Raw genomic sequence first — 21,869 nt, 5'->3', positions numbered from 1 at the left:
CCCCGTTTCCGCCCGTTCGACTCGCGTGATCATTAGATTACGTCGGACCGAGCGTTTCCAGGGAGTGCGGACATGGGCAGGCGCAAATACCGGGACGAACGTCGTCACTACACGTACATCGAGGCCGTGGTGCTCGACCGCGTTCTCGACGAGAACACGCAGTCGGCGCTGCGGATGCTGCCGGGGCAGCCGATGGTGACCTCGGCCTCGTTCTCCGCGTCCGTGGACTGGGACGAATACACGCGGGAGATGGAGCGGTTCGTCGAGCGGACCTTCGACGCCTGGCTGTTCTTCGACAACACCGGTCCCCGCACGGTCGCCTTCCGGATCCCCGGCACGGCGCTGTCCGCGCAGGCGGTCGCGCCGTACGCGCACGGCGACGTGCTCGAAGGGCTGAGCGTGGAGACGAGCGGCGACGACCTGCTCCTGCGGTTGCGCATGTACGCCGAGGACTCCGAGTTGTTCAACCTGCACGAGACCGGCGCGGGATGGCTCAACGACATCCTCCCGGTCCGTGCGGAACTGATGTCGGGCACCCTCGACGCCTTGGAACTGGCACCGGTGGTCGGCACCCACTGGGACGAGATCGAACGCGACGCGCCCGCCGAGCATGGGCTGTCGAAGGCCTCCCGCGTCCTGGCCGCGTACCTCCAGGTTTCCCCGGAGGAGCTGAAGCGCCTGGCCGCCAGGCGGACCCAAGCCCGACAGACGGAGTTGCCCCCGGGGTGGCTGTCCGGCTGTTCCGATCGCGAACCGGTGGCCCGGTGGGAGTTCGCCGCCGCCGAACCGCACAAGTCCTTCGAGATCACCCTGGGCCGGCTGCCCAGCGGCTGCGAGTACGGCGAGTGGTACGTGACGGCGACCGAGCCGCGCGGCAGGGACGTGGCCTTTCGCGTCGAAGACGACGCGCGCAAGGGTTATCACGACGAGGCGTTGCGGCTGCAACGGCTCAACGACCCCGGTCGCTGGCGGCAACTCGACCAGACCGGGTGAGCCACACCGGACCCGGAACGCGCGAGTCGCGTCGAGGAACCGTTCAGCGGCCGGGATCGCCCACCAGCGCGTCAATTGAGCGCGGCAAATCCACGACAAAACCTGTCGGTGGTCGCGGAGCGCGGGCCGCGAATCGTCGATGACGGACACGTAGCCGACAATTCCGGCGTAATCGCCCCAGGCGACCTCGTTTGCCTGATCGATATCCCTGTCGGGACACCCGGCGACCTCCCCATGGCCAGTTATACAGTGTCAGGAAAACGTGTGAGGAGGCCGATAATGCTGGTCGAATGGCTGGTAGCGGTGGCCGCGGCGGGCGGAACCGCGGTGGTGCAGGCCGCGGGCACGGATATGTGGGTGAGCGTGCGGCAGCGAGCGGCAAAGGTGCTCAGCCGCGACGATCCCGACCGAGAACAGGCGGAACTGCTGCGGCTCGATCAGACCGCGACGGAGCTCGCCTCGCTCACCCCCGGGGAGGCGGCGCTGACACGGGCCCGGCAGGAGGCGTCCTGGACGGCCCGATTCGAGATGTTGCTGGAGAGTCTCGGCGAGGCCGAACGCGAACGGGTCGCCCGCGAACTGAACGACATCGCCGACCAGGCTCGTCAGGCATCGGTGGGGGGAGTGTCGGGGAACGTCTTCCACGGACCGGCCGCATTCCAGGTCGGCGACCACAACCGTCAGGACAACCACTTCGGGCCGAGGGCATGAGCCGCGACTCCGAATCAGGCGGAGACGGAGTATCGGGAAACATCTTCCACGGCCCGGCTCCCTTCCAGCTCGGGGACCGCAACGTCCAGATCAATCACATCCACCAGGCGACGCCGCATCGCCGCCCGCTGGTCCTCGCGGGTGCGACGCTGTCGACCCGGGAAGAACTCGCCGCCGTCATCCGCCGCGACTGGGCCGCCGCGAGGCGTCAGTTCTTCGAGGGCGCGGCCGCGACCGGCGCGCCCTCCGACGGCTGGCTCGGTCTTCTCGCCTGGCTGCGCGATCTCGGCGGCCTCACCGCCGACGACCTGACCGCTCAGATAGAACTCATCGACCATCGGCTCCGGGACGACGCCCTCCCGGCCGACCTGAAAGTGCTTCACCTGCTGGGCTGGCTCGACCCGGAGGGAGAACCCGTCTGGCGGGGAACGGTCGTGACCCCGGAGTCGCTTTCCGAGGCCTGCCGGATCGGCCGTCTGGAAGAAAGCGGCCCCGAATGGGAGTTCTACCGCGACCTCTGCGAGGGCGGCCTGCTGGACGCCCTGTCGCGGTTCAGCCGGCTGCGCGCGCTGCGCGGAACGCAGCAGGCCTGGGACGAGGTCTGGGGTTCGTGGCAGCGGTTGGCCGCTCAGGTTCCCGGGCTGCCGCCCGAAGCCCGGGAATGGGCCGCGAACGGGGCGCGCGGGCTGCTGCTGGCGGCCCTTCTGCCGTACCCGGAGGCCAGGACGTGGTTGCGCGCCGGCCGCGAGAGCGTGACGCCACCCCCCACCGGTGAGATCGAGTGGTACGACTGGTTGCGGGCGCGGGACGGCGGCCCGGACACCCCTGTCGGATGGCTCGTGCGCGCCGACTTCGCCGCCTTCGCCGCGGCCCAGGCGGAACAGCGGCGCCGGCAGGCGGAAGCCGACCGGCAGAACCAGCGGATACGGACCGCGCTCGACTCCGCCTCCGCTCTGCGGCAGCGGCAGTGGGCCGACTACGAGAGTTCGCGACTCTCGCCCGCCGCCCGGCTGGAGGCGGTCGTCCGCGCGACGCTGTGGCTCGGGGCCTGGGGCGCGGCCACGATCCCGGTGCCCTGGATCATGTGGGGCTGGATCCGGGCGGACATCGCCGCGACGCTGTCCTGGTATCTCGTCGCGCTGACCCTGGCGGCGTACGCGGGCTGGCTGCCAAAGGTCCTACGGCTGGGCGCGGCGTACCAGCCTCCGCTGCAGCGTGTGCGCGAGTGGGCCGAGGAGGCCAGGGCCGACCGCGAAAGAACTCGGAGGGGTCTGTTCAGGGCCGGCTCGGTGGTCGGTTTCGTGCTGGTTTTCGGGGTGCTCCTCAACGACGTCGGCGACATCCTGACGACGATTCTCCTCATGCCGTTGCTGGGCGCGGCGTTTCATTTCGCCCGCATCGGGGCGATCCACGACTGGGCGGACGATCACCGGGAACGACTGCGGGACCACCGGTCGAGGCGGGCCGGCGCCGGCGACATCCCCCAGCACATCGCCGAAGGTGTTCGATCGCCGTCCGCCAAAGTCCGGGCCGACGCCTACCGCGCGTTCATGCGCCAGTTCACCGGCCTCGACCACAGCGAAAAGGACGAGTAGGCACCGCGCAGCGCGACGCTGTCCGCGCTCTGCGTGCGGTAGCGCGGACACCGGGCGGCGTCCACTCTCGCGTCAGGCCCTGGGGGGCCGCTGTCTCTGCGAATCGCCGGCCGCGAGCGGGAGATCGCGCAGCGACAGAGCGCTCGGCGGAGGCAGGGCCCCGCGAGCCGCCTCGGCGCGGAATGACTGGAGCAGATACGCCACCAGACGCCGGGACGCGGCATTGTCATGTGGCAGCGCGGTGACCAGACCACAGTGGGACAACAGAGCGACGACCAGGTCGGAAGGATGGAAATCGGCCCGCAGCGCGCCCACTGCCTGGGCTCTGCGGACCAGGGTCATGAGATCCCGCTCGGTCCCTTCCCGGGCCTGCGCGTGTTCCGCCGCGCTGTCCGGGAAAGCGGCGACGAACGCGGCCGGGAAGCCCTGTTCCTCCCGCTGAAGCTCGCAGACCGTCTCGAACAGCCGCTGGAAGCCCCGCCAGGGGTCGGGGTCGGCCAGCGCCTCGGTGAGCACCCGGGCGCAGGTCTCCATCTGCTGCGCGAAGGCGGCCCGCACCAGGGATTGCCGGGTCGGAAAACGCCGGTACAGCGTCGCTACGCCGACCCCGGCCCTCCGGGCCACGGTCGCCATGGGCGCGTCGATCCCGCGCTCGGCGAAGACCGCGCGGGCGGCGACGAGGATGCGTCCCCGGTTGCGCCTGGCGTCGGCCCGCAACCCCGGGCCGTCGATCCGAGAGGGTTCCTCCACCAGTGCCTCTCACTTCCGGGTCAAGTGGACGGTGTCGTCCACTTGTGAGCCTACGCTCGGGGCCGTATCCCCCGCACGGTACTGCCGACGAAGGTGAGAACGATGGACGACCGCACAATGAGAGCCGTGCTTTTCGACCGCTTCGGCGGCCCCGAGGTGCTGTACGTGGGCCGGGTGCCACGCCCCGAACCGGCGCCGGGCGAGGTGCTCGTGCGGGTGCGCGCGTTCAGCGTCAACGGCGGCGAACTGGCGGTCCGTTCCGGCAGCCTCCGTCTCTTGATGGGACGGAAGTTCCCGCAACGCGTCGGTGTGGATTTCACCGGCGAGGTCGCCGCGCTCGGCGCCGGCGCGACGGGCGTCGCGGTCGGCGACCGGGTGTGGGGCCTCGTGGGCCGCACCGAACTCGGCAGCGCCGCCGAATACGTGACAGTCCGCACCGAGCGGATCGGCCGGGTCCCGGACGGACTTGATCTGGTGGAAGCCGCCGCGCTGCCGGTGGCGACCACGGCCATCACGGCGCTGCGCGACAAGGCCAGGCTGCGTCCCGGCGAACGACTGCTCGTACGGGGCGCCGCGGGTGGCGTCGGCAACGCCGCCGTCCAGCTCGGACAGGCGTACGGTGCCGAGGTCACGGCCCTGGCCCGCGCCGCCAACCTCGACTTCGTCCGTACGCTCGGCGCTCACCACGCCACCGACCACCGGAGCGTCTCGCCGAGTGACCTGGGCCTGTTCGACGTGGTCCTCGACACCGCGGGCACCGACCTGCGGGCCTTCCGGCGCCTGCTGACGCCCGGCGGGCGCATGGTCACCATCGCCTTCGACCTGACACGGCTTGCCGCCTCACTCGGCTACATCGCCGCCAGCGCCGTACACGGACGCGGCCGGGTGCGCTTCTTCAGCGGCAACCCCAAACGGGCGCTCTTCGACGACCTCGCGCGCGAGGTGGCGGAGGGGAGACTGCGCCCTGCGGTGGACACGTGCTTCCCCTTGGAGGAGACAGCGGCGGCACACCGGGCGCTGGAGGCAGGCGGGGTTCGAGGCAAGTACGTCGTCAGGGTCGACTGAAGGCGGTTCCGAGACGGGTCAGGAGCCCGGCCGGAGGCGGCCGTCCGGCCCGCCGCAGCGCGCCGCCGACCCCGGCTACGGCGCGAGATGGTGGCGGGCAGGCGGGTGCCGCTGCACTGACTCACTTCTCGGTGGAGTTGGCTTTGCGGAGCCGGGCCCGGACCGTACGGCGGACCAGCGGGCCCATGTCGTCCAGCGCCGCGACCAGGCCGGCGAGCTGCTCCAGGCTGTCGAACGCGCGCTTCGCGCCGTCCTCGTCGACCCCCTCGTACAGTTCGAGGCCGACGAAGGCGGCGGCGGTGGCGCGGGCGAGCCCGGCGACATCCACGAACTCGGCGAGCGGCGTGCCGGTCAGCACCCTCAGGAGCACCTCTTCGATCTCGGTGACCCACATGCCGAGGCCGGCCGCGGTGGCGGGGGCGAGTCTGCCGTCCATCTGGCTGCCCGCGAGCATCTGGGCGAGCACGGCGAGGTTCCCCGCCTCGCGCTCCTCGGCGTGCAGCGAGCGGCCCAGGTCGAGTAGTTCGCGTAACGAGGTCACCGCCGCGAACCGGTCACGGTAGACCGCCACCCGCTGCTCCGAGCCGTACCGCAGGGCCGCGGCGAGGAGGTCGTCGACGGTGCCGAAGTGGTAGAAGACGAGCGCCTGGTTGACCCCGGCGGCGGTGGCGACGGCCCGCGCGGAGGCGCCCGCGATGCCCTGCGTACGCAGGGTCCGCAGCGCTCCTTCGAGCAGCCTCGTGCGGGTGTCGCCCATCGTCACTCCCTCAGCGGCGTGCCTCTTCGCGCCGCGGCTTCACGGTAGCGGGTACGCCGTGCTCAACGACGTCGACGTAGCGCGCCCGGAACGTCCCCCAGTAACCGAACAGCGGGCCGAGCTTGGCGTTGGAGACGGTGACGCCGACGCGGAACAGCCCGGCGTCGTCGTCGTACGACTCCCTGACGACGGCGGTCCCGGTCATGGAATCGGGGAGGCGGCAGGAGACGAGCCCCTCGTGCAGGCGGAACTCGCCGGACCGGATGACGAGGCCCCCGTGCTCGTCCACCTCCATGTCCAGGTCAACCGCAAGATGCTGGTGCGAGCCGAGATAGTCGACGATGCCGCGCCGCTCGTGGTCGTACACCATCGTGGCGTCGAACCGCCGACGACGGCGGGGTAGGTCGAAGGTGCGGACGAACGTGACGGTCTCGCGGCCGTGGGAGTCGACGTACGGATAGTTCTCGATGGTGAACGGCACCCGCCGGCCCTTCTCGGGGACCAGGATGTTGCGCCAGGTGCCGAGGGCGAGGAACGGCCGGGTGAACGCGGCGTGCCAGATGTGGTCCATCGTTCCGGTGCCGACGCAGGCCCGGCCGCCGGTCACGCTGACGCCGAAGCGACGGCGTAACTGCGGATGCAGGCGGGCGAAGTCGGCGCCGAGGGTACGTTCGAAGATCGAGGTCATCGCGTCTCCAGTTCGGGCAGCGGGGCTTTTGCCGCTCGCGGTTCGGGCTGGCGGCAGGTTGGGCGCCTGGTTGGGTGGCTTGTTGGGCGGCGTAGGCAGCGCCGGGCGGCGGGGGTTCCGGGCAGCGGCGGCAGGAGGACCGCCAGCGCCGCGACCAGTACGGCGGCCGCGGACGGGGCCAATGCTGCGGCCGTGGCGGTGACGAGCACGCGTACGCACACCTCGGCGAGGGCCTGCCACAGGGAGCGCTCGGGTGTTTTTCCGGTCTCCAGCCAGAGGCGGAGCCGGTCGAAGGACCATGCCGTCGCCCAGCCGATGAGCGGCCGGAAGACGAGGTCCACGGCCCGTCCCCAGCCGGGGCGGTAGCCGTACCGGGTGAGGAAGCGGACACCGTCAGGGGTCTGGACGTATCGCCAATAGCCGGAGCCCGAGCGGATCGGCGACAGCGGATGCGCAGAGGCGAACCGCAGCGCGGACGTCCTGTCGTCCGGGTCGAGGCGGTCCCCCGCCGTGACGCCGGCACCGGTGATGACAAGGCCGGGGAGCAGCCTGATGGCGTACCGGAACCACTGCGGTTCGCCGTCGGCGCGCTGCAGGTAGTCGATCTCGGTGAACCGCAGATCCCACCGTTGATGCTGGTCAGGAGCCTGCGTCAGCTCCCAGAGAGCACCCATGTCCGCCCGGACCAGGCACTCGACGTACACGAAGCGACCCACAAGCCACCTCCACAGTTTTGAGCACTCGCTCAAAATTGAGAGTAGGCCGATTTGAGCAATCGCTCAAGTTTCCAGGTCGGGAGGCCCGGTGCCGGCGGGAAGGCGGCGGAGTCGTCGGCCATGCCGCTGGGCCCAGCTTTGAAGGCGCCTACCCGATCACGTTCGCCGGGGAGTCGAGCCAGACGTGTTGACCCTCCGGCGTGACGGTCAGCCCGAAGCGGTCACGGCCCGGGGAACCGGAGGAGACCCACCGCAGGTACGCGGCCTCAAGTTCGTTCCAGAGATCACGCGGCCCCCTCTGAAGAACGGCCACACGCTTGTACTCAGGCGAGTAGTGCACCTGAGCATCGGAGTCGTCCGCCCACAGCCACAGGTGGAAGTCGCCGTTGTCCTCGTCGGCGTGCCGGCCGTTGAGGTCGGGAATCATGCCCGCGACCGCCACATCGGCACCGACCGAGGAGCGTACGATCCGGCGGGGGTCCAGGTAGGTTGACGACTCCCGGTAGTCGCCCGCCAGCACGGGTACGCGCCGCCGTTGCGACCGCAGCATCATGAAGGAACAGCCCCGGTGGAACCTCCCCACGGCCGTGCCGTCCCCGGCCACGGTCAACCTGGTCAGGTGACCGGCCTCCCACCGAGGCATCCAAGGGAAAACGATCAGGCCCGCCGGACGCGTCTGCTCGACCCAGGCATGGGGCACCTCATCGACGCCGCAGGTGACGTGGACCCGGTCATAGGGCTTGCCATCCGGCCACCCGGCGCTCCCATCGCCCAGTACGAGCCGGGGAAGATGCCCGGCGTTCTTGAGACTCTCGGTCGCTGCGGCGAGGACGGCCCTATCTATCTCGACACTGGTGACGTTTCCGTCGCCGAGGCGATGGGCCAGCAGGCCCGCCGTCCACCCGGTTCCCGTACCGATCTCCAGGACCTCGTCGCCGTCGTAGGGATCAAGCAAGTCCAGGGCCGCCGCGACGATGCTGGGCATGGAGCATGACGAGGTGTAGTCCCCGCTTCCCGCGCTCAGGTCGGTCGTCCCGTCGTCAAGCTGGGTGACGATCGCCGTGTTCGAGTAGACGGCGTCCATCCACCTGTCCGGGTCGGCGATCCGGTCGATCAGATATCCCGGCTCGTCATCAGGAGAGCACCACGCCCGGTCAGGGATGAAGAGGTGACGCGGCACCTCCCGCATGGCCTCCGCCCATCGCGAGTCGAGGCCCTGTAGCTGCGCGATCAGACGCCCGTTGTCCGTCACTTGCCCTGGGGCTTCTCGTGCTGACCACCGCCGGTGTTGGGGCGGTCTTCGTCAGGGGTGGGCTTCTCGGGTGTGAAGGGCGTGCTCGACGGCTTCTGCCCCTCATGCTTCGCCATGCTGTGAACTCCTTCGTTCAGGGGAACCAGGTCGTCTGCCTGTCCGGAGCGCTCGGCCGGCAGGCGGCGTACGTACATCTGGATGCGGTCGCGGTCCTCGGGGAAGACGCTCTCCCACTCGTCGCCGAGCTCGAACCACTTCGGCGGCTGCCCGGTTTGCCCTCGGAGGGGTACGTGTCGGTCGGTGATCGCGACGTACGACAGGCCCAGCGTCGGCGACCAGTCCGCACGATAGGAACGTACGGACACTGCTGCCGGTACCGGCAGCAGCTCGGCCCGCAGGCCGGTCTCCTCGGCGAGCTCACGGGACGCGGCGGCTCGGGGCGTCTCCCCCGGCTCGACCTTGCCTCCGGGAGGCACCCATCCCCGCCAGCGATGTCTCACAAGCAGAACATGCTTGAGGGAAGAATCGGTCACCCAGACTTCCGCCGCGAGGGGCTCCATTTGCCCGTGACGGGCCCGATCCACCCAGGCCTGGGCGTCGTCGAACTCCAGCACAGCGAGGCGAGCATCAGTGATCGCCGCGTCCAAGGTCACTCGTCCAGGCCCGGCGTGACTCACCGGCCGCACTCCGCGGTGCGCGCGAGTTGAGGAGTGCCGGTTCCGTGAGCGAGCACGCGCGCCGCTTCCTTGAAGCGGTTGCAGAACACCGCCCAGTTGTCCCAGTGGCGCTCCTGGATGAGAACTCGCAACAACGCCGGGCGGGGCATCGCGTCAGTCCTCCTGAGGTGAGGGCCGGACATGGATCATGAGAGCATCGAGCCCGAGCGACGCGCACAGTAACGGGCCGCACACACTTGGTGCTCCCGGTCAGGATGCTCCCCAATCGACGCCGTCAGCAACACCACGATCAAGCCAGCGAACTGCTCCAGGCTCGTCGGCATCGTCGGACGCGCGCTTCGCGCCGTCCTCGTCGACCCCTCGTACAGTTCCAGGCCAACGAAGGCCGCCTCGGTGGCCTGGGCGAGCCGGCGACGTCCACGAACTCCGGCCAGCACCCGGACAAGCACCTGCTCGACCTCCGCGACCCAGAAGCGGAGCCCCGCCACGGTGGCGGGCGTAACCCGCCCATTCGTCCATTCCCGGCGAGCATCTGAGCGAGCACGGTCAGATTTGACAGGATCAATCGGTTGCTGCGGCCTTGAGCAGTGTTTCAGCATCAGATTGCCGGCCGGCGGAGACAAGTAACCGCGCGAGATGCAGCACATCCTTGGAAGCGCGAGACGCTGCGTAGTTCAGAATCGCGTTTGCGGCATCGTTGAGTCCAACGGCCCGGCAGGAGTCAACCGCAGCAGGTATCTCCTCGATCGCGAGACGCGTGCCGACGTGCAGCAAGATGATTCGAGCGTCGCCTGCCCTGCCCCCTTCTAGTTGACCAAGCAACTCGGAAGTGGCAGCCCAAGGGACGGCCGCATCGGGTTGCCGGTCCCCCTCGGGATACGGGACCGGCAGATTGTCCTGGGCGACTACAGCACCGATGGACGGATCAATCTGCGGCTCCCCTTCCCCTCGGCTGTCCGCAGCAGCCGGCTTAGGACTGCCCGCCGGTGCGCCCTCAGAGCACTGCACACTCCCCGCAGTTCGCGCAGGACAGGAGTTGCACAGTCTCACCTGCGCCGCTCTGTGGGCGCTCTCTAGCTGCTCCCTGCTGAAAGGCATCGAGCCGCTTTCCAGGGCCACCTGCTTGTGGACCTCGTCATAGAGGCTCCGGGCGATCTCGAGGTCGGGTAGGCGATTCGCAAGCAGGTACCCGGAGAGCGAGGAACGGCGGACATGGATTCGCCCTGCGAGCTCTTCTACGGAGACATCCTTGACGCGTTCCCGCAGCTCACGCAGCATCAACGCGAACTGCCGCTTGGCGGGCGACACATCTCGAAGCTTACCGGGCATCTGTCCCAGTGGAGGCAAGATGATCCCCTCTCGCAGAGGTGGATGTTTTGCTCTTTGAGCATGTTCCTCCGAAGCTTGCCTCATCCCATCGACCATCGCTAATCATACAAATCAGCCTTTACGTACCAAAGCCGTACATGTGGCGACAAAACCCCCTACCCCTGGTATCCGCACTTTAGCGCAACATCGCGCGCGTGACCTCCGCGCATATACGCAACATCGCGACAAGGTCTCCGCACTTGGCCGCAACAACGCAGAACGACTTCCGCAGGCGGATAGAGTCGTATACATAGGAATGACACACAGCGGCCGTTGACAGTCAGCGGTTGCTAGCACTCCGTACCAGCAGCGCATAGAGAGGTATCAATCTGTGATGCAGCAGCCGTCATGGCGAGACGAGAACCTCGGAACCATGAAGAGAGCCGCCTTGTGGCTAGTGCAGGTTGTCGGGGAGGGTAACAGCTTCACAAAAGATCAGCTGAGAGAGGCATTCCCAGGCGTCACACAGATTGACCGGCGTATGCGCGACCTGCGGGACTTCGGCTGGAAGATCGACACATATCGTGAGGACTTGAGACTGGAAGCGAACGAGCAGCGGTTCTCGGCCATGGGGGTTCCCGTCTGGGAACCGGGCAAGGCGACGAAGAAGGCCATCACGATCACCGCCGTTCAACGTCGTGAACTCCTCGCTAGAGACAGCTACCTGTGCCGTTCCTGCGGCATATCCGGTGGGCAGCCCTATGACGATGGGACCTACGAGACGGCCCAGCTCGACGTTGCACGTCGGCAGGTTCGCAACCCGGACGGATCCACGGCGATTGAGCTGGTTACGGAGTGCAACCGGTGCCGAGTCGGCGGACGGGACGTAACTGTAGATCTTGAGGCGATCCTGGGCCGCATCAACCATCTCTCCAAGTTCGAACGTGACATTCTTGCGGACTGGATCTCCACAGACAAACGAGCGTTTAGTGAGCTGGAGACCATCTGGGCGACATACAGAACCTTGCCGGCCGCGTCGCGAGCCAAAGTACAGGGTGCACTCAACGATTAACCGTCCGCATGGTCTAAAAAGCAATCAAGATAGAGACAGAAGGAGAAGTAATGCGGCCCGACTACGGCGCCCCACCGCATGCAGAGAAGATGCGTGCGCTCATCGCCCAGCAGCTAAAGGAGGCTAGGGAAAATGGTGGAACTCGGCCGACCGTAACTATCGACTGGCGGGGGCAACCCACACACTGTGAGGTTATTGACGTCCCCGTCGAAATGACTTACTACAACCCTGACACCCACCGCATCCGCGCGCAGCGGAGCTTTGACCCGGCGCGAGATCAAACCCTTACGGAAGATCCATGGAGCCACATAAGCCAAAGTTACCTTGACTATCTCCTCAAGTCACTGCCGGCTGATCCCAGTAAACGCGATCCCGACTTCGAGGTCCTCAAGGACAGCCTGCGAGAATTCAAGCAAACCGATCCCGGCCTCATCACCCATGACGGTGTTCTAGTCAACGGAAACACCCGTCGTGCCGCACTGAAAGAACTGGGTGTCGCGTACATTAGGGTCGGGGTTCTCCCCCAATCATGCACCTGGCCAGATGTAAGCGCAGTAGAGCTCTCCCTACAGCTACGCAAAGAGCACAAACGCGATTACTCCTATATCAATCGACTCCTGGCTATCGAGGAACAGTTAGCCCTAGGCCGTCCCATCGCTGAAATTGCTAGAGAGTTTCGCATCAAGACTCCAACCTGCGAACAGGACATTTGGATCTTGAACACTCTACGCGAAATGATCGCTCGTAGCCGCCAAGCAGAGAGTCGACTGCGACTGATGGACTTCGAGGACGCCCAAGAGAAACTTCGCGAACTCCACCGGCGGTACGAGAAGGAATCGGCTGCCAACAAAGAGCATGCCGACCTATTGAAAGAGAATCGGCTGGCAGCAATCGTTTTGGGCTTTTCCAAGACCGACATTCGTCTGATTGAGCCCAACTTCCGAGAAAGGTACCTCGATCGTCGTCTGCCAGACGACCTTAAGTCTCAGGCAGGGACAGAGCCAACGACTACCAAGATTCCTGGACTCAACCGGACTGTTAAATCCGCAGGATCAGAGTTAGTAGCGGCGAGAGCACTCACTGACACACTGCTACGGGCCAAGGTGACTGAAACACTCGGCGAGAGGGTGCCGACAGCCGTTCTTTCCGAGGCATCTACGCTCCTTTCAAGTGCCGAGAGCGCATTCGACTTGGCCCTAGCTTCAGCAGGCAAGGACTCTCGCCTACGTAAACGAATGCAGGCAGCGCCGGATAGGATTAACGATGCTTGTGATGACATAGAGCAATGCATCACAGACCTAGTTATGGCTCGCGCTTCCAACAGCCTTGATGAGGAAGGCCTTGATGAGGCAATAGTGCGACTGCGAACTGCACTAGGGAAACTGGCCGTAGAGGCAGCTCGCAGCATCAGGGTCCGCGGAGACGGCCTTTCGTGGCTCCTTGACGCCGTTGATTGGGAGTCGCAATCATCATGACTCAGGCTTCTCTGAGAATCGACTTCGACGTAACCCGAACCAAGGCAGTACTACAAACCATACCCGAGCATCAAGAGGCGCTTGCTCAACTTATAGCCCGTTTTCCGGGTGGCAGTATGCGAGGCACGCTTCTAGCTGAAGTCGAACTCGATGGTTTCCTCGTCGGCATCAGCGAGCTCGGTAACTGGTTAGCAGCCGGAGACGTTGTATGGGACGAACCTTTGGCCGATCTGGTCAATAGCGTCCTTGACGACGCAGAAGCCGCCGAGCAACGAATCGAAAAAAACGAAGCTGCGATAGAGGTCCGGTCGGACGAAGTCGAGCTTCTCTTGGGTACGGACTGGAACGCACCTCTGGCGAACTTTCAACGCCGCGACCTAGCACGCCTGCTGTCCCTACGGCACGGCGCCAACTTCAGTGTTCCGGGGGCAGGGAAGACCAGGGTGGCCCTGGCGGTATACGCAGCAGAACGCCAGCGGGGCGTAGTCCAGCGGGTGCTGGTTGTCAGCCCGAAGTCAGCCTTCGAGTCCTGGACCTACGAGGGCTCAATTTGCTTCAAGGAGCCACTGCGGACACGAATTGTCGATGGGTCCATTGACCCTAGTGCCGAGGTGCTGGTTGTTAATTATGAGCGGCTGGACAAATCGCTAGTTGGACTCGCCAACTGGCTTAAAACTGCCCCGTCCATGATGATTCTGGACGAGGCCCACCGTATGAAGCTGGGAGCGCGAGGTATATACGGCTCGGCATGCTTGGCGCTAGGCCCTCTAGCTCGACGCCGCCTTATTCTTACCGGTACTCCGGCACCGAACGGAGCGCGAGACCTCGAGAATCTGCTGTCCTTTGTATGGCCCGGTCAGGGCCGACGGGTCGTAACGGAAGCAGTGGCCGGTGGTAACCTTGCCCGCGCCAGCACTGTTCTACGCCCCTTGTTCACCCGGACGACAAAACAGGAGCTTGGGCTTCCTCCAGTTGAGTCCAGGATTCGACTCGTGGACCTACCGCCCCTTCACAGGGAGATATACGACGCTCTGATTGGACGCTATTCGGCCCGGGCAGAACTGGTGCGGGACGATTTTGAGGTGCTCGGCAGGGCTTTGCTGCGGCTGCTCATGGCGGCGATCAGCCCGGCACTGCTGGTTGAGGGCGCCAGGCGCTACGAGCCCTTGTCCTACGAGATTCCGCCTCTCGAAGTGTCGCCAGGCGACTCTCTGTACGAGTTGCTACGCAACTTGCCTCGCTACGAGTTATCTCCCAAGTATCAGGAAGCTCTAGCCATAGTCGCGGAAAACGCCGCTGCCGGCAGGAAGACTCTGGTGTGGTCATCATTCCTGCGCAGCTTGGCTACTCTCGAGCGGCTGCTTGACCATTACGGCGTAGCTTTAGTGCATGGCGGCACGCAGGACCGCGAAGAACAGCTTCGCCGGTTTCGGGAAGATCCGGACTGCATGGTCCTGCTCTCCAACCCAGCCACCCTTGGGGAGGGCATCAGTCTGCATCAGGTCTGCAACGATGCGGTCTACATCGACCGAGACTTCATGGCTGGCCGCTTCTTGCAGAGCCTCGACCGAATCCACCGTCTCGGACTGTCACCAGACGCCGAGACGCGCATCACCGTCCTCGCCGCCAGGGGAACCGTGGACGAGATCGTCGCCCTCAGGCTGGAGGAGAAACTCGAGTTCATGGCTAGGGTGCTCGACGATCCGGATGTCCAGCAGCTGGCCGATCTGCAGGAAGAGCCTTCCCTCGCAGGCGGCATGGATATGGCCGACGTCCGAGCGCTGCTCGGCCACATCGGCAACGGTTAGGGGAGGTAACCTCGACCTGGCGCGTGTGACAAGAGAGCCTGACCCCCTGGCGAGACGGTACGCCTCCCCTGCCGGGGAGGCGCCGCAGCATGTGTCGGCGCGTGGCCCCGTTGAAGCCGACGAAACAGATGGGATTTCAGGGCCTCCTGATGAAGCCGACCCGAACCTCGGTATATAGTGATCGTTCGCTTGTTCGATCGGTTCGGGTCGGCGCCTGTGCCCCTGCGGTGCCTGCATCTAGTACTGCTGGGGCAGCGCTGGGGGAGGGTACGCATGCCGGAGCATGGCCGGGAGTACACGTCGGTTGAGATCTGCGCCGGCGCCGGCGGCCAAGCCTTAGGCTTGCACAATGCAGGATTCCGCCACAAAGCACTCATCGAGATCGATAAGCATGCCTGCGCAACTTTAGAGCAGAACAAAGACAAGCTTCAAGGGCGCACCGAGTGTCAAGTCTTGAATTGGGATTTGAAAAAATTTACCAAGCATCCCAAAAAACAGGACGATCAACATAGTATCGAAGATCTGGGGCTTCGGCCGGGGGAGATTGACCTGCTCGCCGGCGGGGTCCCATGTCCTCCCTTCTCCCTAGCTGGAAGACAGCTCGGACAAGATGATGAGCGTGATCTGTTTCCAGCAATGCTCGATATGGTAGAAGCGCTCCAACCGCGGGCAGTGATGATCGAGAATGTGCGCGGATTGCTGGAGCCGAGAGAGAAGTTTGCTGTTTATCGAGCTTCTATCCAGAAACGACTCAAGGATCTTGGCTATCTGGTCTGCGACTGGGCTGTAGTCGAAGCCCGAAATTACGGGGTCCCTCAACTCCGGCCCAGAGCGATTCTCATCGCCCTTCAGCATCCTTACCGCCTATACTTCCCGCAAAGACTCCCTCAGGGAGATCCCGGTACTGTGGTTGTAGTAGCGGACGCGCTCAAGGAGTCTATGTGGCGACGCCTGGAGCCCTTCGGAGCAAAAGGTCAGGAGCGTTACGATTGGTGGCTGTCAAAGGCTAGGCAAGGGACAATTGCTCCTACGCTCGTAGGCGGTTCCAAGAAACACGGCGGCGCAGACCTCGGCCCTTCACGAGCGAAGAAAGCTTGGGAGGCGCTGGGCATAGATGCTCATGGAGTGGCGGACGAGCCTTTGAGGAACCAGGATCGAGACCTGTTTGGGGACCGTGGCATCAAGCTCACGGTGAGGCAGGCCGCAATTATCCAAGGCTTCCCAGAAGATTGGGAGTTCGCCGGAGGGAAAACCGCAGCCTACCGGCAGGTAGGCAACGCTTTTCCGCCCCCTGTAGCTGAGGCGATGGGAAGGGCGATCATGGACGCGCTATGGCGAGCCGATCATGGCGAAGAACCCCTGCGTCACGAGCAGAACTCTTCTCCTGAGCGGCAGGATCAAGGTGTCCAAGTGTCACTTGACGATGTTGCGGCCAAGGAGCTCGCGCCTGCGTAGCCCCCAATGGCCCCGACATATGGCTATGCCATTTCTTCAAATCTCCTATTATTTCTCTATACTCCGTGTGCAGTGCTTAGCCGTTCGGGCCGCTTTTCAGCCTCTCCGAATCCTGCACTTCCCCCGTCATCCTCGCGCGGGAACGCAGCGCCGCAATCACTACTTCTACGGCTGCCGATAGAGACTCGTGCTCCCAGAGACGGACGACCTGCCATCCTGCATCCGATAAAGCAGCATTGACCCTCTGGTCACGATCTATATTCCGGCGCAGCTTAGGCGCCCAGTACCATTCATTTGTCGTCGGCTGGCGCCCGTGCTCAGGGCACACGTGCCAAAAACAGCCGTCAACAAAAACCGCAACCTTGCGTGCTGTGAAGACGATGTCCGGACGGACTTTCACGTTTCCCGCATCAATACGAAGATCTTTCCGGTAACGGTAACCGAGCCGGTGGAGCGCGCTGCGCAGTGCCATCTCGGGCTTCGTATTGACACGCCGGTTCGCACGCATGTTACGTGAGCGCCCCTCGCTTAGGGGAGCGGGATAGAGACCCTTTTCGTGAGCCGCATCGCGGGCTAGTTCTCGCTTGAGTTCAGACACATCAAGTCCGATACGAAGATATAGATGCCGACGTCTCCCTAGAAGATACCGCTGCCGACCTTGTGCGTGATAACTCAAGGCTCTTCAACAGCAGGAGGGCAATCGGTCATCTACCCCGTGTTCGATCTTGTGGGCTGGGGCTGTCGAACAGCACCTCAGCCAGCGGACGCCAAGCCCAGAGGTATTCGGGGCCGTCTTGGACGACCAAGCTCATGCGGTCGATCGTCACCTTGCAGTCCGGCAGGTGACGGCCAAGAGCTGCGATGACGGGGGCGGCGGGCTGTTCTGCGCTGCTGTAGGCGATGGTGACGTGAGGTGTCCAGGGATCGGTGCCCAGGGCACCATCACGGCCGGTCGCGTTGCGCGTCGCGGACCGTGCGGCGTCAAGCATCGGCGCCAGGGCCTCCGCAGGGCGGGCCTCCAATGCGATGGCCTCGGGGTGATAGAGCACGTGGCCGAGCGTCACCGTGACGGGCTGCACGTCCGCCAGGAGCTTCCGGGCCTCGGCGACCAGGCTGGTGAGCTGCCCGTCCGTTATCTCGTCCGTCAGGCCGACGACGAGGGTTGTCAGGTGCAGCCATTCGTATGGCACCAGATCAAGCCCGTCTATCCCGGCCAGCCGTCGATGGGCCTCGCTCACTATCACCCGGACCTGAGGGTTGTCGCGGAACAGGACGTGCCAGTAGATCCGCCCCTTCCCGGGAGGGAGCATCTCCCGTCTCCCCCAGCGGTCGGCCATGAACCTCGGCAGGGGGCTCAAGAGTCGTCCCCGGAGCCGACCGCCGACATAGCTGCGGAAGTGAAGTCACGGATCTGCTCCCGGAGGGAGACTGTGACGCCTGAGCCGAGGAAGCGCCGGTCATCAAGCCGCGCGTCCAACTCCACCAGGTAGTTCGTCACCGTGGACATGCGGAACTCCGGCGGCATACCCATCACGGGCGCGATCTGCTCGGCGGCGCCGTGGAGGTCGCCCATCATCGCGTAGGCGTTGGCAGCTCCGAACCTGATCTGTGCCCAAGTGGCGGGTACGCATTGATCCCCGGAGGCCCAGGCCGACTCCGCCGTGCGAGCCGCATGGAGAGCTTCCTCAGGATTGCCGGCCTGGAGAGCCACCGAGAGCGCGTACAACGCCTGCCGTGGGCGGGGGCACGACCATGGCGATACGCCGGAGTCCCGGGCCTGCTGGCCCTGGGCGGCTTCTTCGGCACGCCGAAGGGCCTCCCGTGCCCGCGTCCGGTCCCCAAGCAGGCCCGCCGCATTGGCCTCCTGACTCGCGAGCAGTACCCGCAGCGGGGTCGGCGGGCTGCACTCGTACCCTTGCCGTGCGAGGTCAGCCGAGGCGGCGAAGCGACGCCGCCACCGTTCGGTCTTCGCCTGTGCGCTCAGCGCGACGGCCGGGCTCGTGCCTGCTTCCTCGGCACACACGACGGCGGCCGTACCGTGAGTCATGGCCGCAGCGTTCCGGTGCAGATCCCCGAGGAGGATGCAGGTGTGCGCCAGGAGATCGGCCTCAATGCGGAACAGTTCGCGCGTCTGACGAAGCCTCTGCCTGCCACCACACAGCAGCGCGCGGGTGTGCCGCTCAAGGCGGACAACATCAGAAAGCACGCGTTGAGGAGGAATGTGGGCATGGGTTTCGCCGACGTGCTGCGCCTCCTCCGCGAGCATGCTGATGGCACCATCGCCCGCGTTGGTCTGCTCGACCCAGGCGACGAGATCGATCACGTCGCTTCCAGACGGCGAGCTATCGACCGCAGCGACCGACTCTCCGAACAACTCGGTCTCGGAGAGCGCGAAGGCTCGGGCGTACAGGACGCGGTAGGGATCGCCGGGCCGGTTGTGCCCGGCCTCGTACGCCTTGATGCGGCGCACCATCGTCTCCCGGGAGGACAACCGCGGACGCGTGTCCTCGTCGGCGGCCTCCACCAGACGGCGGGCCATCTCACGCTGACTCCACAACCGGTTGCGCCGCTCGGCCCGCAGCCGTACGGCCCACGCGGGAAGGTCATCGCTCATCGAACGCACCTCTGCTCGGATCCGCGGTGACCCTCAACTCCCCTGGTGTCCGCCTCTGTCAGGGGCGCTCGCCAGGGCTGCGGTGGGTCTCCCGGAGAATGGTCAGCTTCCTCAGTGACAGGCAGTAGATCGGGCTCATGCAGGCTTAGCGCCATGGCCAGCAGCGATTGCGTCGATGTGGTTGGCGAGTTCGAAGTCCTTGGTGGTCAGGCGGTTGCCGACGTCGTGGGTGGTGATCACAAAGCGGATGCGCTGCCACGTGATGTGGATGTCGGGGTGGTGGCCGATCTCTCGGGCCTTGGCGGCGACGTACATCGCCAGGTGAACGCACTCGTGGTAGGTGTGCGTAAACGTTCGGGCGATGGTCTCGCCCTGGCGCTCCCATCCGGGCGACTCGCTCAAGTGAGCGGCAATCTCCTCTTCTGACAGCGGCTCGGGGGGCATTCCGGCGTCTCCAGATTCAACGAGGTCAGGCGAACCGGGCGACGATAGCGGCCAGTTCGCGGCCGGGACCAGTGCTGGCCCAAGCGGTCGCGTGCCGCGAGACGGCCTTGATCTCCTTGCGCAACCTGGCCGACCCGGTCCCACCGACGACGGACGCGGCGGCTGAGGTGATCTGGACGACGCGTTCCGGTTCGGGGACGGCGGCCAGAGCGGCGGCCTGACGCGCCCAGAAGACGCCGTTGTCGCGACGCGCCGATTCCGGAGCGGTGCCGAGAATCCGATCCCACAGGGCGACGGCCTCTCGATACGCTCCCAGCCGCACATACGCGGTCGCTCGCTGGACGTCGATGTATCCGAGAGTGCGACGGCAGGCGTTGCCCCAGGGATATTCGTCGTCTACGCGGTCGACGAGCACCGCCGCCCGGTCCAGCAACCGGTCGACGAGATCCCTGTCCCTGGCGGGCAGCATCGAGTGTCCGTGCGCCTGGTGAACCAGCGCAAGGATCCGTACCTTCGGGCACAGCTTGGCCTCGTCGGCCAGGGCCGCTTCCGTGTAGTCCACGACCATACGCCCGTCGTCGAGATCGACCGCGAGCATCGCCTTGTTCGTGAGCGCGTAGCTGATGAGCTGCGGGTCCTGCGAACGATGCGCCATGTCGAGGGCGACGGCCCGCCAGGCTCGGGCACGACCCAGGTCACCGGCGTCCTGGTAGAGCCAGCCGAGCAGTGCCGCATACGCGACGCCGGCGCCCAGGAGTCCGCGGCGTACGGGCGCGTCGGCGGCTTGTGCGAGTTCCCTGATGAGCTCCGCCTGCGTCGCGACGGTCGGGATGAGGTGGCGGGGGCCGAGCCACATGTCCGCCTTGTAGTGGCCGGGAAGCTGTTCGAGGAAGTACATGACGACCTCCGGGGCTACGGGACCGTGATGGGATACGTCGGCGTCTGCCGGGTCCATGGGAATGTCGTATCGCGCCGCGACACACTGACGCGACCCCGCGACGCCGCAACCTTCGCCGGCTACACGGGAACCACGGTTCTCGCCGAACAGGTCGGCCTCGGTGAAGCCGAAGGCTCGGGCGTACAGGACGCGGTAGGGATCGCCGGGCCGGTTGTGCCCGGCCTCGTACGCCTTGATGCGGCGCACCATCGTCTCCCGGGAGGACAACCGCGGCCGGGTGTCCTCGTCGGCGGCCTCCACCAGACGGCGGGCCATCTCACGCTGACTCCACAACCGGTTGCGCCGCTCGGCTCGCAGCCGTACGGCCCACGCGGGAAGGTCATCGCTCATCGAACGCACCTCTGCTCGGATCCGGGGGTGATCCTTGCCGGCCCTCAGTTTCCCTCATCCGCACCTGTGCCGGGGAGGTTACGCAGCGCTGTCATGGCAGGTGAAGCGTAAAAGATTTCGGGCCCGCCGGACGGCGGCACGCCGTACGAGGGCCCCCGACCAGGAATCGAGGTCAGAGCCGTGGCAGACAGGAGAACCACCGCGTCAGCCGGAGGCTGGCGGTTGATGACGAGTGACCGCGGACGATTCTGGGCGACCCGTGAGCGGCCGTTCTCCCCGGCGGCCGAGGCGGCGGGCGCCGCCCGGACGGTCGACGGCGACGACCTGACCGAGCTCTGCCGGGTCATCGCCGAGCAGGAGAGCCTGGCCGACATTGCGTCGGCCGGGTGACGAACTCCTGGACGCCTGTCCGGGGTTGCACATTGCTCCCGAGCAACCTGGCCACGTCGTAATCCGGTGGATGGGTGAGACCCGGCGCAGTGTCTCTGTCCGGATCGTCGCCCACACCTGCGACGACTGCTCGCCGGTGGCGTACGAACTGTGCGCCTCCGGCGGGCTGCTGTTCGTCCGCCGAACGGACCGGAGCGACGGCCCGTTGAAGATCCGGGAGACCGAACGCCTGCCGTACGCGCGGATGCGCCCGCTGTGGATGGAACTGCTGCTCGGCCGCGCTCGATAAGACCCTCGCGGGGCCGATCAGTCCAGGACGAGGAACTGCTTGCCGTCGATCAGTTCGCGGACCGCGTCGAGGTGGCCGGCGTGGGTCGCCGTCTCGACGAGGACGTGGAGGATCGCCTCACGCAGGTCGCTTGGCGGCTGGTCGTCTCGGTAGTCCGGCCACCAGCGCGGCGCCTGGTCCGGAGCGCTGGAGGCGATCACCTCGTCGGCGCGCGCGATCTCCTCGCGATAGAGGGCGAACACCTCCGAGGCGGGCCTGTCGCCGGGCACCTGCCATGCGTCCGCCGGGGTGGCGAGCGAGGCCACCGCGTCAGGGTCACCGCCGAAGACGGCGCTGAACCAAAAGCGCTCGACGTCGATGGCGAGATGGCGGACGAGCCCGGCCGGGGTCCAGGCGGACGGAAGAACGGGCCGCCGGAGGTCTGCCTCGTCCAGGCCGTCCAGGATGTCGAGGACGTGCCGCCGCTTCCAGTTCAGTTGACGCGCTCCCCGGCCTGAAGGCCGGGGATTCAGCCCGTGCCGC

24 protein-coding genes are annotated in these 21,869 nt (G+C 65.9%); 10 read left to right on the top strand and 14 right to left on the bottom strand.

From position 1 onward, the window contains the following. The first annotated feature begins 72 nt into the window (after positions 1-72). From Mam01_RS24725 to Mam01_RS24715, 3 genes are all read left to right on the top strand, one after another. Positions 73-993 carry a hypothetical protein gene (locus Mam01_RS24725; RefSeq protein ID WP_204287602.1) on the top strand — a complete coding sequence of 307 codons (921 nt, stop codon included), beginning with the start codon at positions 73-75 and terminating at the stop codon, positions 991-993. Between the two features lie 279 nt (positions 994-1,272). Beyond that, positions 1,273-1,704 carry a hypothetical protein gene (locus Mam01_RS24720; RefSeq protein WP_204287601.1) on the top strand — a complete coding sequence of 144 codons (432 nt, stop codon included), beginning with the start codon at positions 1,273-1,275 and terminating at the stop codon, positions 1,702-1,704. Next, positions 1,701-3,299, top strand: coding sequence for a hypothetical protein (locus Mam01_RS24715; protein WP_204287600.1), 1,599 nt, complete (start codon positions 1,701-1,703; stop codon positions 3,297-3,299). The genes Mam01_RS24720 and Mam01_RS24715 overlap by 4 nt, the downstream gene beginning before the upstream one ends. Before the next feature lie 72 nt (positions 3,300-3,371). On the opposite strand, the gene Mam01_RS24710 is transcribed toward Mam01_RS24715, so the two are convergent. After that, a complete protein-coding gene (locus Mam01_RS24710; RefSeq protein WP_204287599.1) occupies positions 3,372-4,049 on the bottom strand; it encodes a TetR/AcrR family transcriptional regulator in 678 nt (225 codons plus the stop codon). Positions 4,050-4,151: 102 nt separating this feature from the next. Here Mam01_RS24710 and Mam01_RS24705 point away from each other — a divergent pair, with 102 nt between their 5' ends. Further along, a complete protein-coding gene (locus tag Mam01_RS24705) occupies positions 4,152-5,114 on the top strand; it encodes an NAD(P)-dependent alcohol dehydrogenase (RefSeq protein ID WP_204287598.1) in 963 nt (320 codons plus the stop codon). A gap of 121 nt (positions 5,115-5,235) precedes the next feature. Here Mam01_RS24705 and Mam01_RS24700 read toward each other — a convergent pair whose 3' ends face one another. From Mam01_RS24700 to Mam01_RS24670, 7 genes are all read right to left on the bottom strand, one after another. Beyond that, positions 5,236-5,871, bottom strand: a complete 636-nt coding sequence (locus tag Mam01_RS24700) for a TetR family transcriptional regulator (RefSeq protein ID WP_204287597.1) — start codon at positions 5,869-5,871, stop codon at positions 5,236-5,238. A gap of 10 nt (positions 5,872-5,881) precedes the next feature. After that, positions 5,882-6,559, bottom strand: coding sequence for a DUF4166 domain-containing protein (locus tag Mam01_RS24695; RefSeq protein ID WP_204287596.1), 678 nt, complete (start codon positions 6,557-6,559; stop codon positions 5,882-5,884). Continuing rightward, the gene (locus Mam01_RS24690; RefSeq protein WP_204287595.1) at positions 6,556-7,275 is read right to left on the bottom strand and encodes a hypothetical protein; all 720 of its coding nucleotides are present in this window, start codon (positions 7,273-7,275) and stop codon (positions 6,556-6,558) included. The genes Mam01_RS24695 and Mam01_RS24690 overlap by 4 nt, the downstream gene beginning before the upstream one ends. A gap of 148 nt (positions 7,276-7,423) precedes the next feature. Further along, positions 7,424-8,527 carry a methyltransferase domain-containing protein gene (locus Mam01_RS24685; RefSeq protein WP_239101581.1) on the bottom strand — a complete coding sequence of 368 codons (1,104 nt, stop codon included), beginning with the start codon at positions 8,525-8,527 and terminating at the stop codon, positions 7,424-7,426. Further along, a complete protein-coding gene (locus Mam01_RS24680) occupies positions 8,524-9,174 on the bottom strand; it encodes an NUDIX hydrolase (RefSeq protein WP_275409076.1) in 651 nt (216 codons plus the stop codon). Before Mam01_RS24680 ends, Mam01_RS24685 begins: the two co-directional genes overlap by 4 nt. A 215-nt stretch (positions 9,175-9,389) precedes the next feature. Further along, positions 9,390-9,692, bottom strand: a complete 303-nt coding sequence (locus tag Mam01_RS24675) for a hypothetical protein (protein WP_204287594.1) — start codon at positions 9,690-9,692, stop codon at positions 9,390-9,392. 73 nt (positions 9,693-9,765) lie between these two features. Beyond that, the gene (locus tag Mam01_RS24670) at positions 9,766-10,512 is read right to left on the bottom strand and encodes a helix-turn-helix domain-containing protein (protein WP_204287593.1); all 747 of its coding nucleotides are present in this window, start codon (positions 10,510-10,512) and stop codon (positions 9,766-9,768) included. 433 nt (positions 10,513-10,945) lie between these two features. On the opposite strand from Mam01_RS24670, the gene Mam01_RS24665 reads away from it, so the two are divergent. The 4 genes from Mam01_RS24665 (at position 10,946) to Mam01_RS24650 (ending at position 16,322) form a co-directional block, all read left to right on the top strand. Next, on the top strand, positions 10,946-11,584 hold the full coding sequence (locus Mam01_RS24665; RefSeq protein ID WP_204287592.1) for a KpnI family restriction enzyme N-terminal domain-containing protein: 639 nt from the start codon (positions 10,946-10,948) through the stop codon (positions 11,582-11,584). A 50-nt stretch (positions 11,585-11,634) separates the two neighbouring features. After that, on the top strand, positions 11,635-13,059 hold the full coding sequence (locus Mam01_RS24660; RefSeq protein WP_239101580.1) for a ParB N-terminal domain-containing protein: 1,425 nt from the start codon (positions 11,635-11,637) through the stop codon (positions 13,057-13,059). Positions 13,060-13,175: 116 nt separating this feature from the next. Further along, the gene (locus Mam01_RS24655) at positions 13,176-14,867 is read left to right on the top strand and encodes a DEAD/DEAH box helicase (RefSeq protein ID WP_239101579.1); all 1,692 of its coding nucleotides are present in this window, start codon (positions 13,176-13,178) and stop codon (positions 14,865-14,867) included. Between the two features lie 273 nt (positions 14,868-15,140). After that, positions 15,141-16,322 (top strand): DNA cytosine methyltransferase, encoded by a 1,182-nt coding sequence (locus Mam01_RS24650; protein ID WP_204287590.1) that lies wholly within the window; start codon positions 15,141-15,143, stop codon positions 16,320-16,322. Between the two features lie 76 nt (positions 16,323-16,398). Here the strand turns inward: Mam01_RS24650 and Mam01_RS24645 are convergent, their stop codons facing one another. From Mam01_RS24645 to Mam01_RS24625, 5 genes are all read right to left on the bottom strand, one after another. Next, positions 16,399-16,920 (bottom strand): very short patch repair endonuclease, encoded by a 522-nt coding sequence (locus Mam01_RS24645; protein ID WP_275409075.1) that lies wholly within the window; start codon positions 16,918-16,920, stop codon positions 16,399-16,401. A 106-nt stretch (positions 16,921-17,026) separates the two neighbouring features. Then, positions 17,027-17,632, bottom strand: coding sequence for a 2'-5' RNA ligase family protein (locus tag Mam01_RS24640; protein ID WP_204287589.1), 606 nt, complete (start codon positions 17,630-17,632; stop codon positions 17,027-17,029). A gap of 44 nt (positions 17,633-17,676) precedes the next feature. Further along, entirely contained in the window at positions 17,677-18,936 is a 1,260-nt protein-coding gene (locus tag Mam01_RS24635; protein WP_204287588.1) for a helix-turn-helix domain-containing protein, read from the bottom strand. Positions 18,937-19,071: 135 nt separating this feature from the next. Continuing rightward, complete coding sequence (locus Mam01_RS24630; RefSeq protein ID WP_204287587.1) at positions 19,072-19,380, bottom strand: 4a-hydroxytetrahydrobiopterin dehydratase; 309 nt, start codon at positions 19,378-19,380, stop codon at positions 19,072-19,074. Between the two features lie 25 nt (positions 19,381-19,405). Beyond that, complete coding sequence (locus Mam01_RS24625; RefSeq protein WP_204287586.1) at positions 19,406-20,668, bottom strand: helix-turn-helix domain-containing protein; 1,263 nt, start codon at positions 20,666-20,668, stop codon at positions 19,406-19,408. 225 nt (positions 20,669-20,893) lie between these two features. Between Mam01_RS24625 and Mam01_RS24620 the strand changes: the two genes are divergently transcribed. After that, positions 20,894-21,058, top strand: coding sequence for a hypothetical protein (locus Mam01_RS24620; RefSeq protein WP_167521428.1), 165 nt, complete (start codon positions 20,894-20,896; stop codon positions 21,056-21,058). Positions 21,059-21,128: 70 nt separating this feature from the next. Continuing rightward, entirely contained in the window at positions 21,129-21,347 is a 219-nt protein-coding gene (locus tag Mam01_RS24615; protein ID WP_204287585.1) for a hypothetical protein, read from the top strand. Positions 21,348-21,364: 17 nt separating this feature from the next. Here the strand turns inward: Mam01_RS24615 and Mam01_RS24610 are convergent. After that, the coding region (locus Mam01_RS24610; RefSeq protein WP_307820119.1) for a DinB family protein at positions 21,365-21,869 on the bottom strand (505 nt) is incomplete at its 5' end.

The sequence above is a fragment of the Microbispora amethystogenes genome (genome assembly GCF_016863015.1).
In the GTDB taxonomy this organism is placed as follows: domain Bacteria; phylum Actinomycetota; class Actinomycetes; order Streptosporangiales; family Streptosporangiaceae; genus Microbispora; species Microbispora amethystogenes.
The sequence above is the reverse complement of the archived record's forward strand: the minus strand, read 5'-3'. Positions and strand labels throughout refer to the sequence as shown.

Coding starts and splice junctions, on each gene's coding strand:
- Mam01_RS24725 (WP_204287602.1), top strand. CDS start 73: ATGGGCAGGCGCAAATACCGGGACGAACGTCGTCACTACACGTACATC.
- Mam01_RS24720 (WP_204287601.1), top strand. CDS start 1,273: ATGCTGGTCGAATGGCTGGTAGCGGTGGCCGCGGCGGGCGGAACCGCG.
- Mam01_RS24715 (WP_204287600.1), top strand. CDS start 1,701: ATGAGCCGCGACTCCGAATCAGGCGGAGACGGAGTATCGGGAAACATC.
- Mam01_RS24705 (WP_204287598.1), top strand. CDS start 4,152: ATGGACGACCGCACAATGAGAGCCGTGCTTTTCGACCGCTTCGGCGGC.
- Mam01_RS24700 (WP_204287597.1), bottom strand. CDS start 5,871: ATGGGCGACACCCGCACGAGGCTGCTCGAAGGAGCGCTGCGGACCCTG.
- Mam01_RS24695 (WP_204287596.1), bottom strand. CDS start 6,559: ATGACCTCGATCTTCGAACGTACCCTCGGCGCCGACTTCGCCCGCCTG.
- Mam01_RS24665 (WP_204287592.1), top strand. CDS start 10,946: ATGAAGAGAGCCGCCTTGTGGCTAGTGCAGGTTGTCGGGGAGGGTAAC.
- Mam01_RS24660 (WP_239101580.1), top strand. CDS start 11,635: ATGCGGCCCGACTACGGCGCCCCACCGCATGCAGAGAAGATGCGTGCG.
- Mam01_RS24655 (WP_239101579.1), top strand. CDS start 13,176: ATGCGAGGCACGCTTCTAGCTGAAGTCGAACTCGATGGTTTCCTCGTC.
- Mam01_RS24650 (WP_204287590.1), top strand. CDS start 15,141: ATGCCGGAGCATGGCCGGGAGTACACGTCGGTTGAGATCTGCGCCGGC.
- Mam01_RS24640 (WP_204287589.1), bottom strand. CDS start 17,632: ATGCTCCCTCCCGGGAAGGGGCGGATCTACTGGCACGTCCTGTTCCGC.
- Mam01_RS24635 (WP_204287588.1), bottom strand. CDS start 18,936: ATGAGCGATGACCTTCCCGCGTGGGCCGTACGGCTGCGGGCCGAGCGG.
- Mam01_RS24630 (WP_204287587.1), bottom strand. CDS start 19,380: ATGCCCCCCGAGCCGCTGTCAGAAGAGGAGATTGCCGCTCACTTGAGC.
- Mam01_RS24625 (WP_204287586.1), bottom strand. CDS start 20,668: ATGAGCGATGACCTTCCCGCGTGGGCCGTACGGCTGCGAGCCGAGCGG.
- Mam01_RS24620 (WP_167521428.1), top strand. CDS start 20,894: ATGACGAGTGACCGCGGACGATTCTGGGCGACCCGTGAGCGGCCGTTC.
- Mam01_RS24615 (WP_204287585.1), top strand. CDS start 21,129: ATGGGTGAGACCCGGCGCAGTGTCTCTGTCCGGATCGTCGCCCACACC.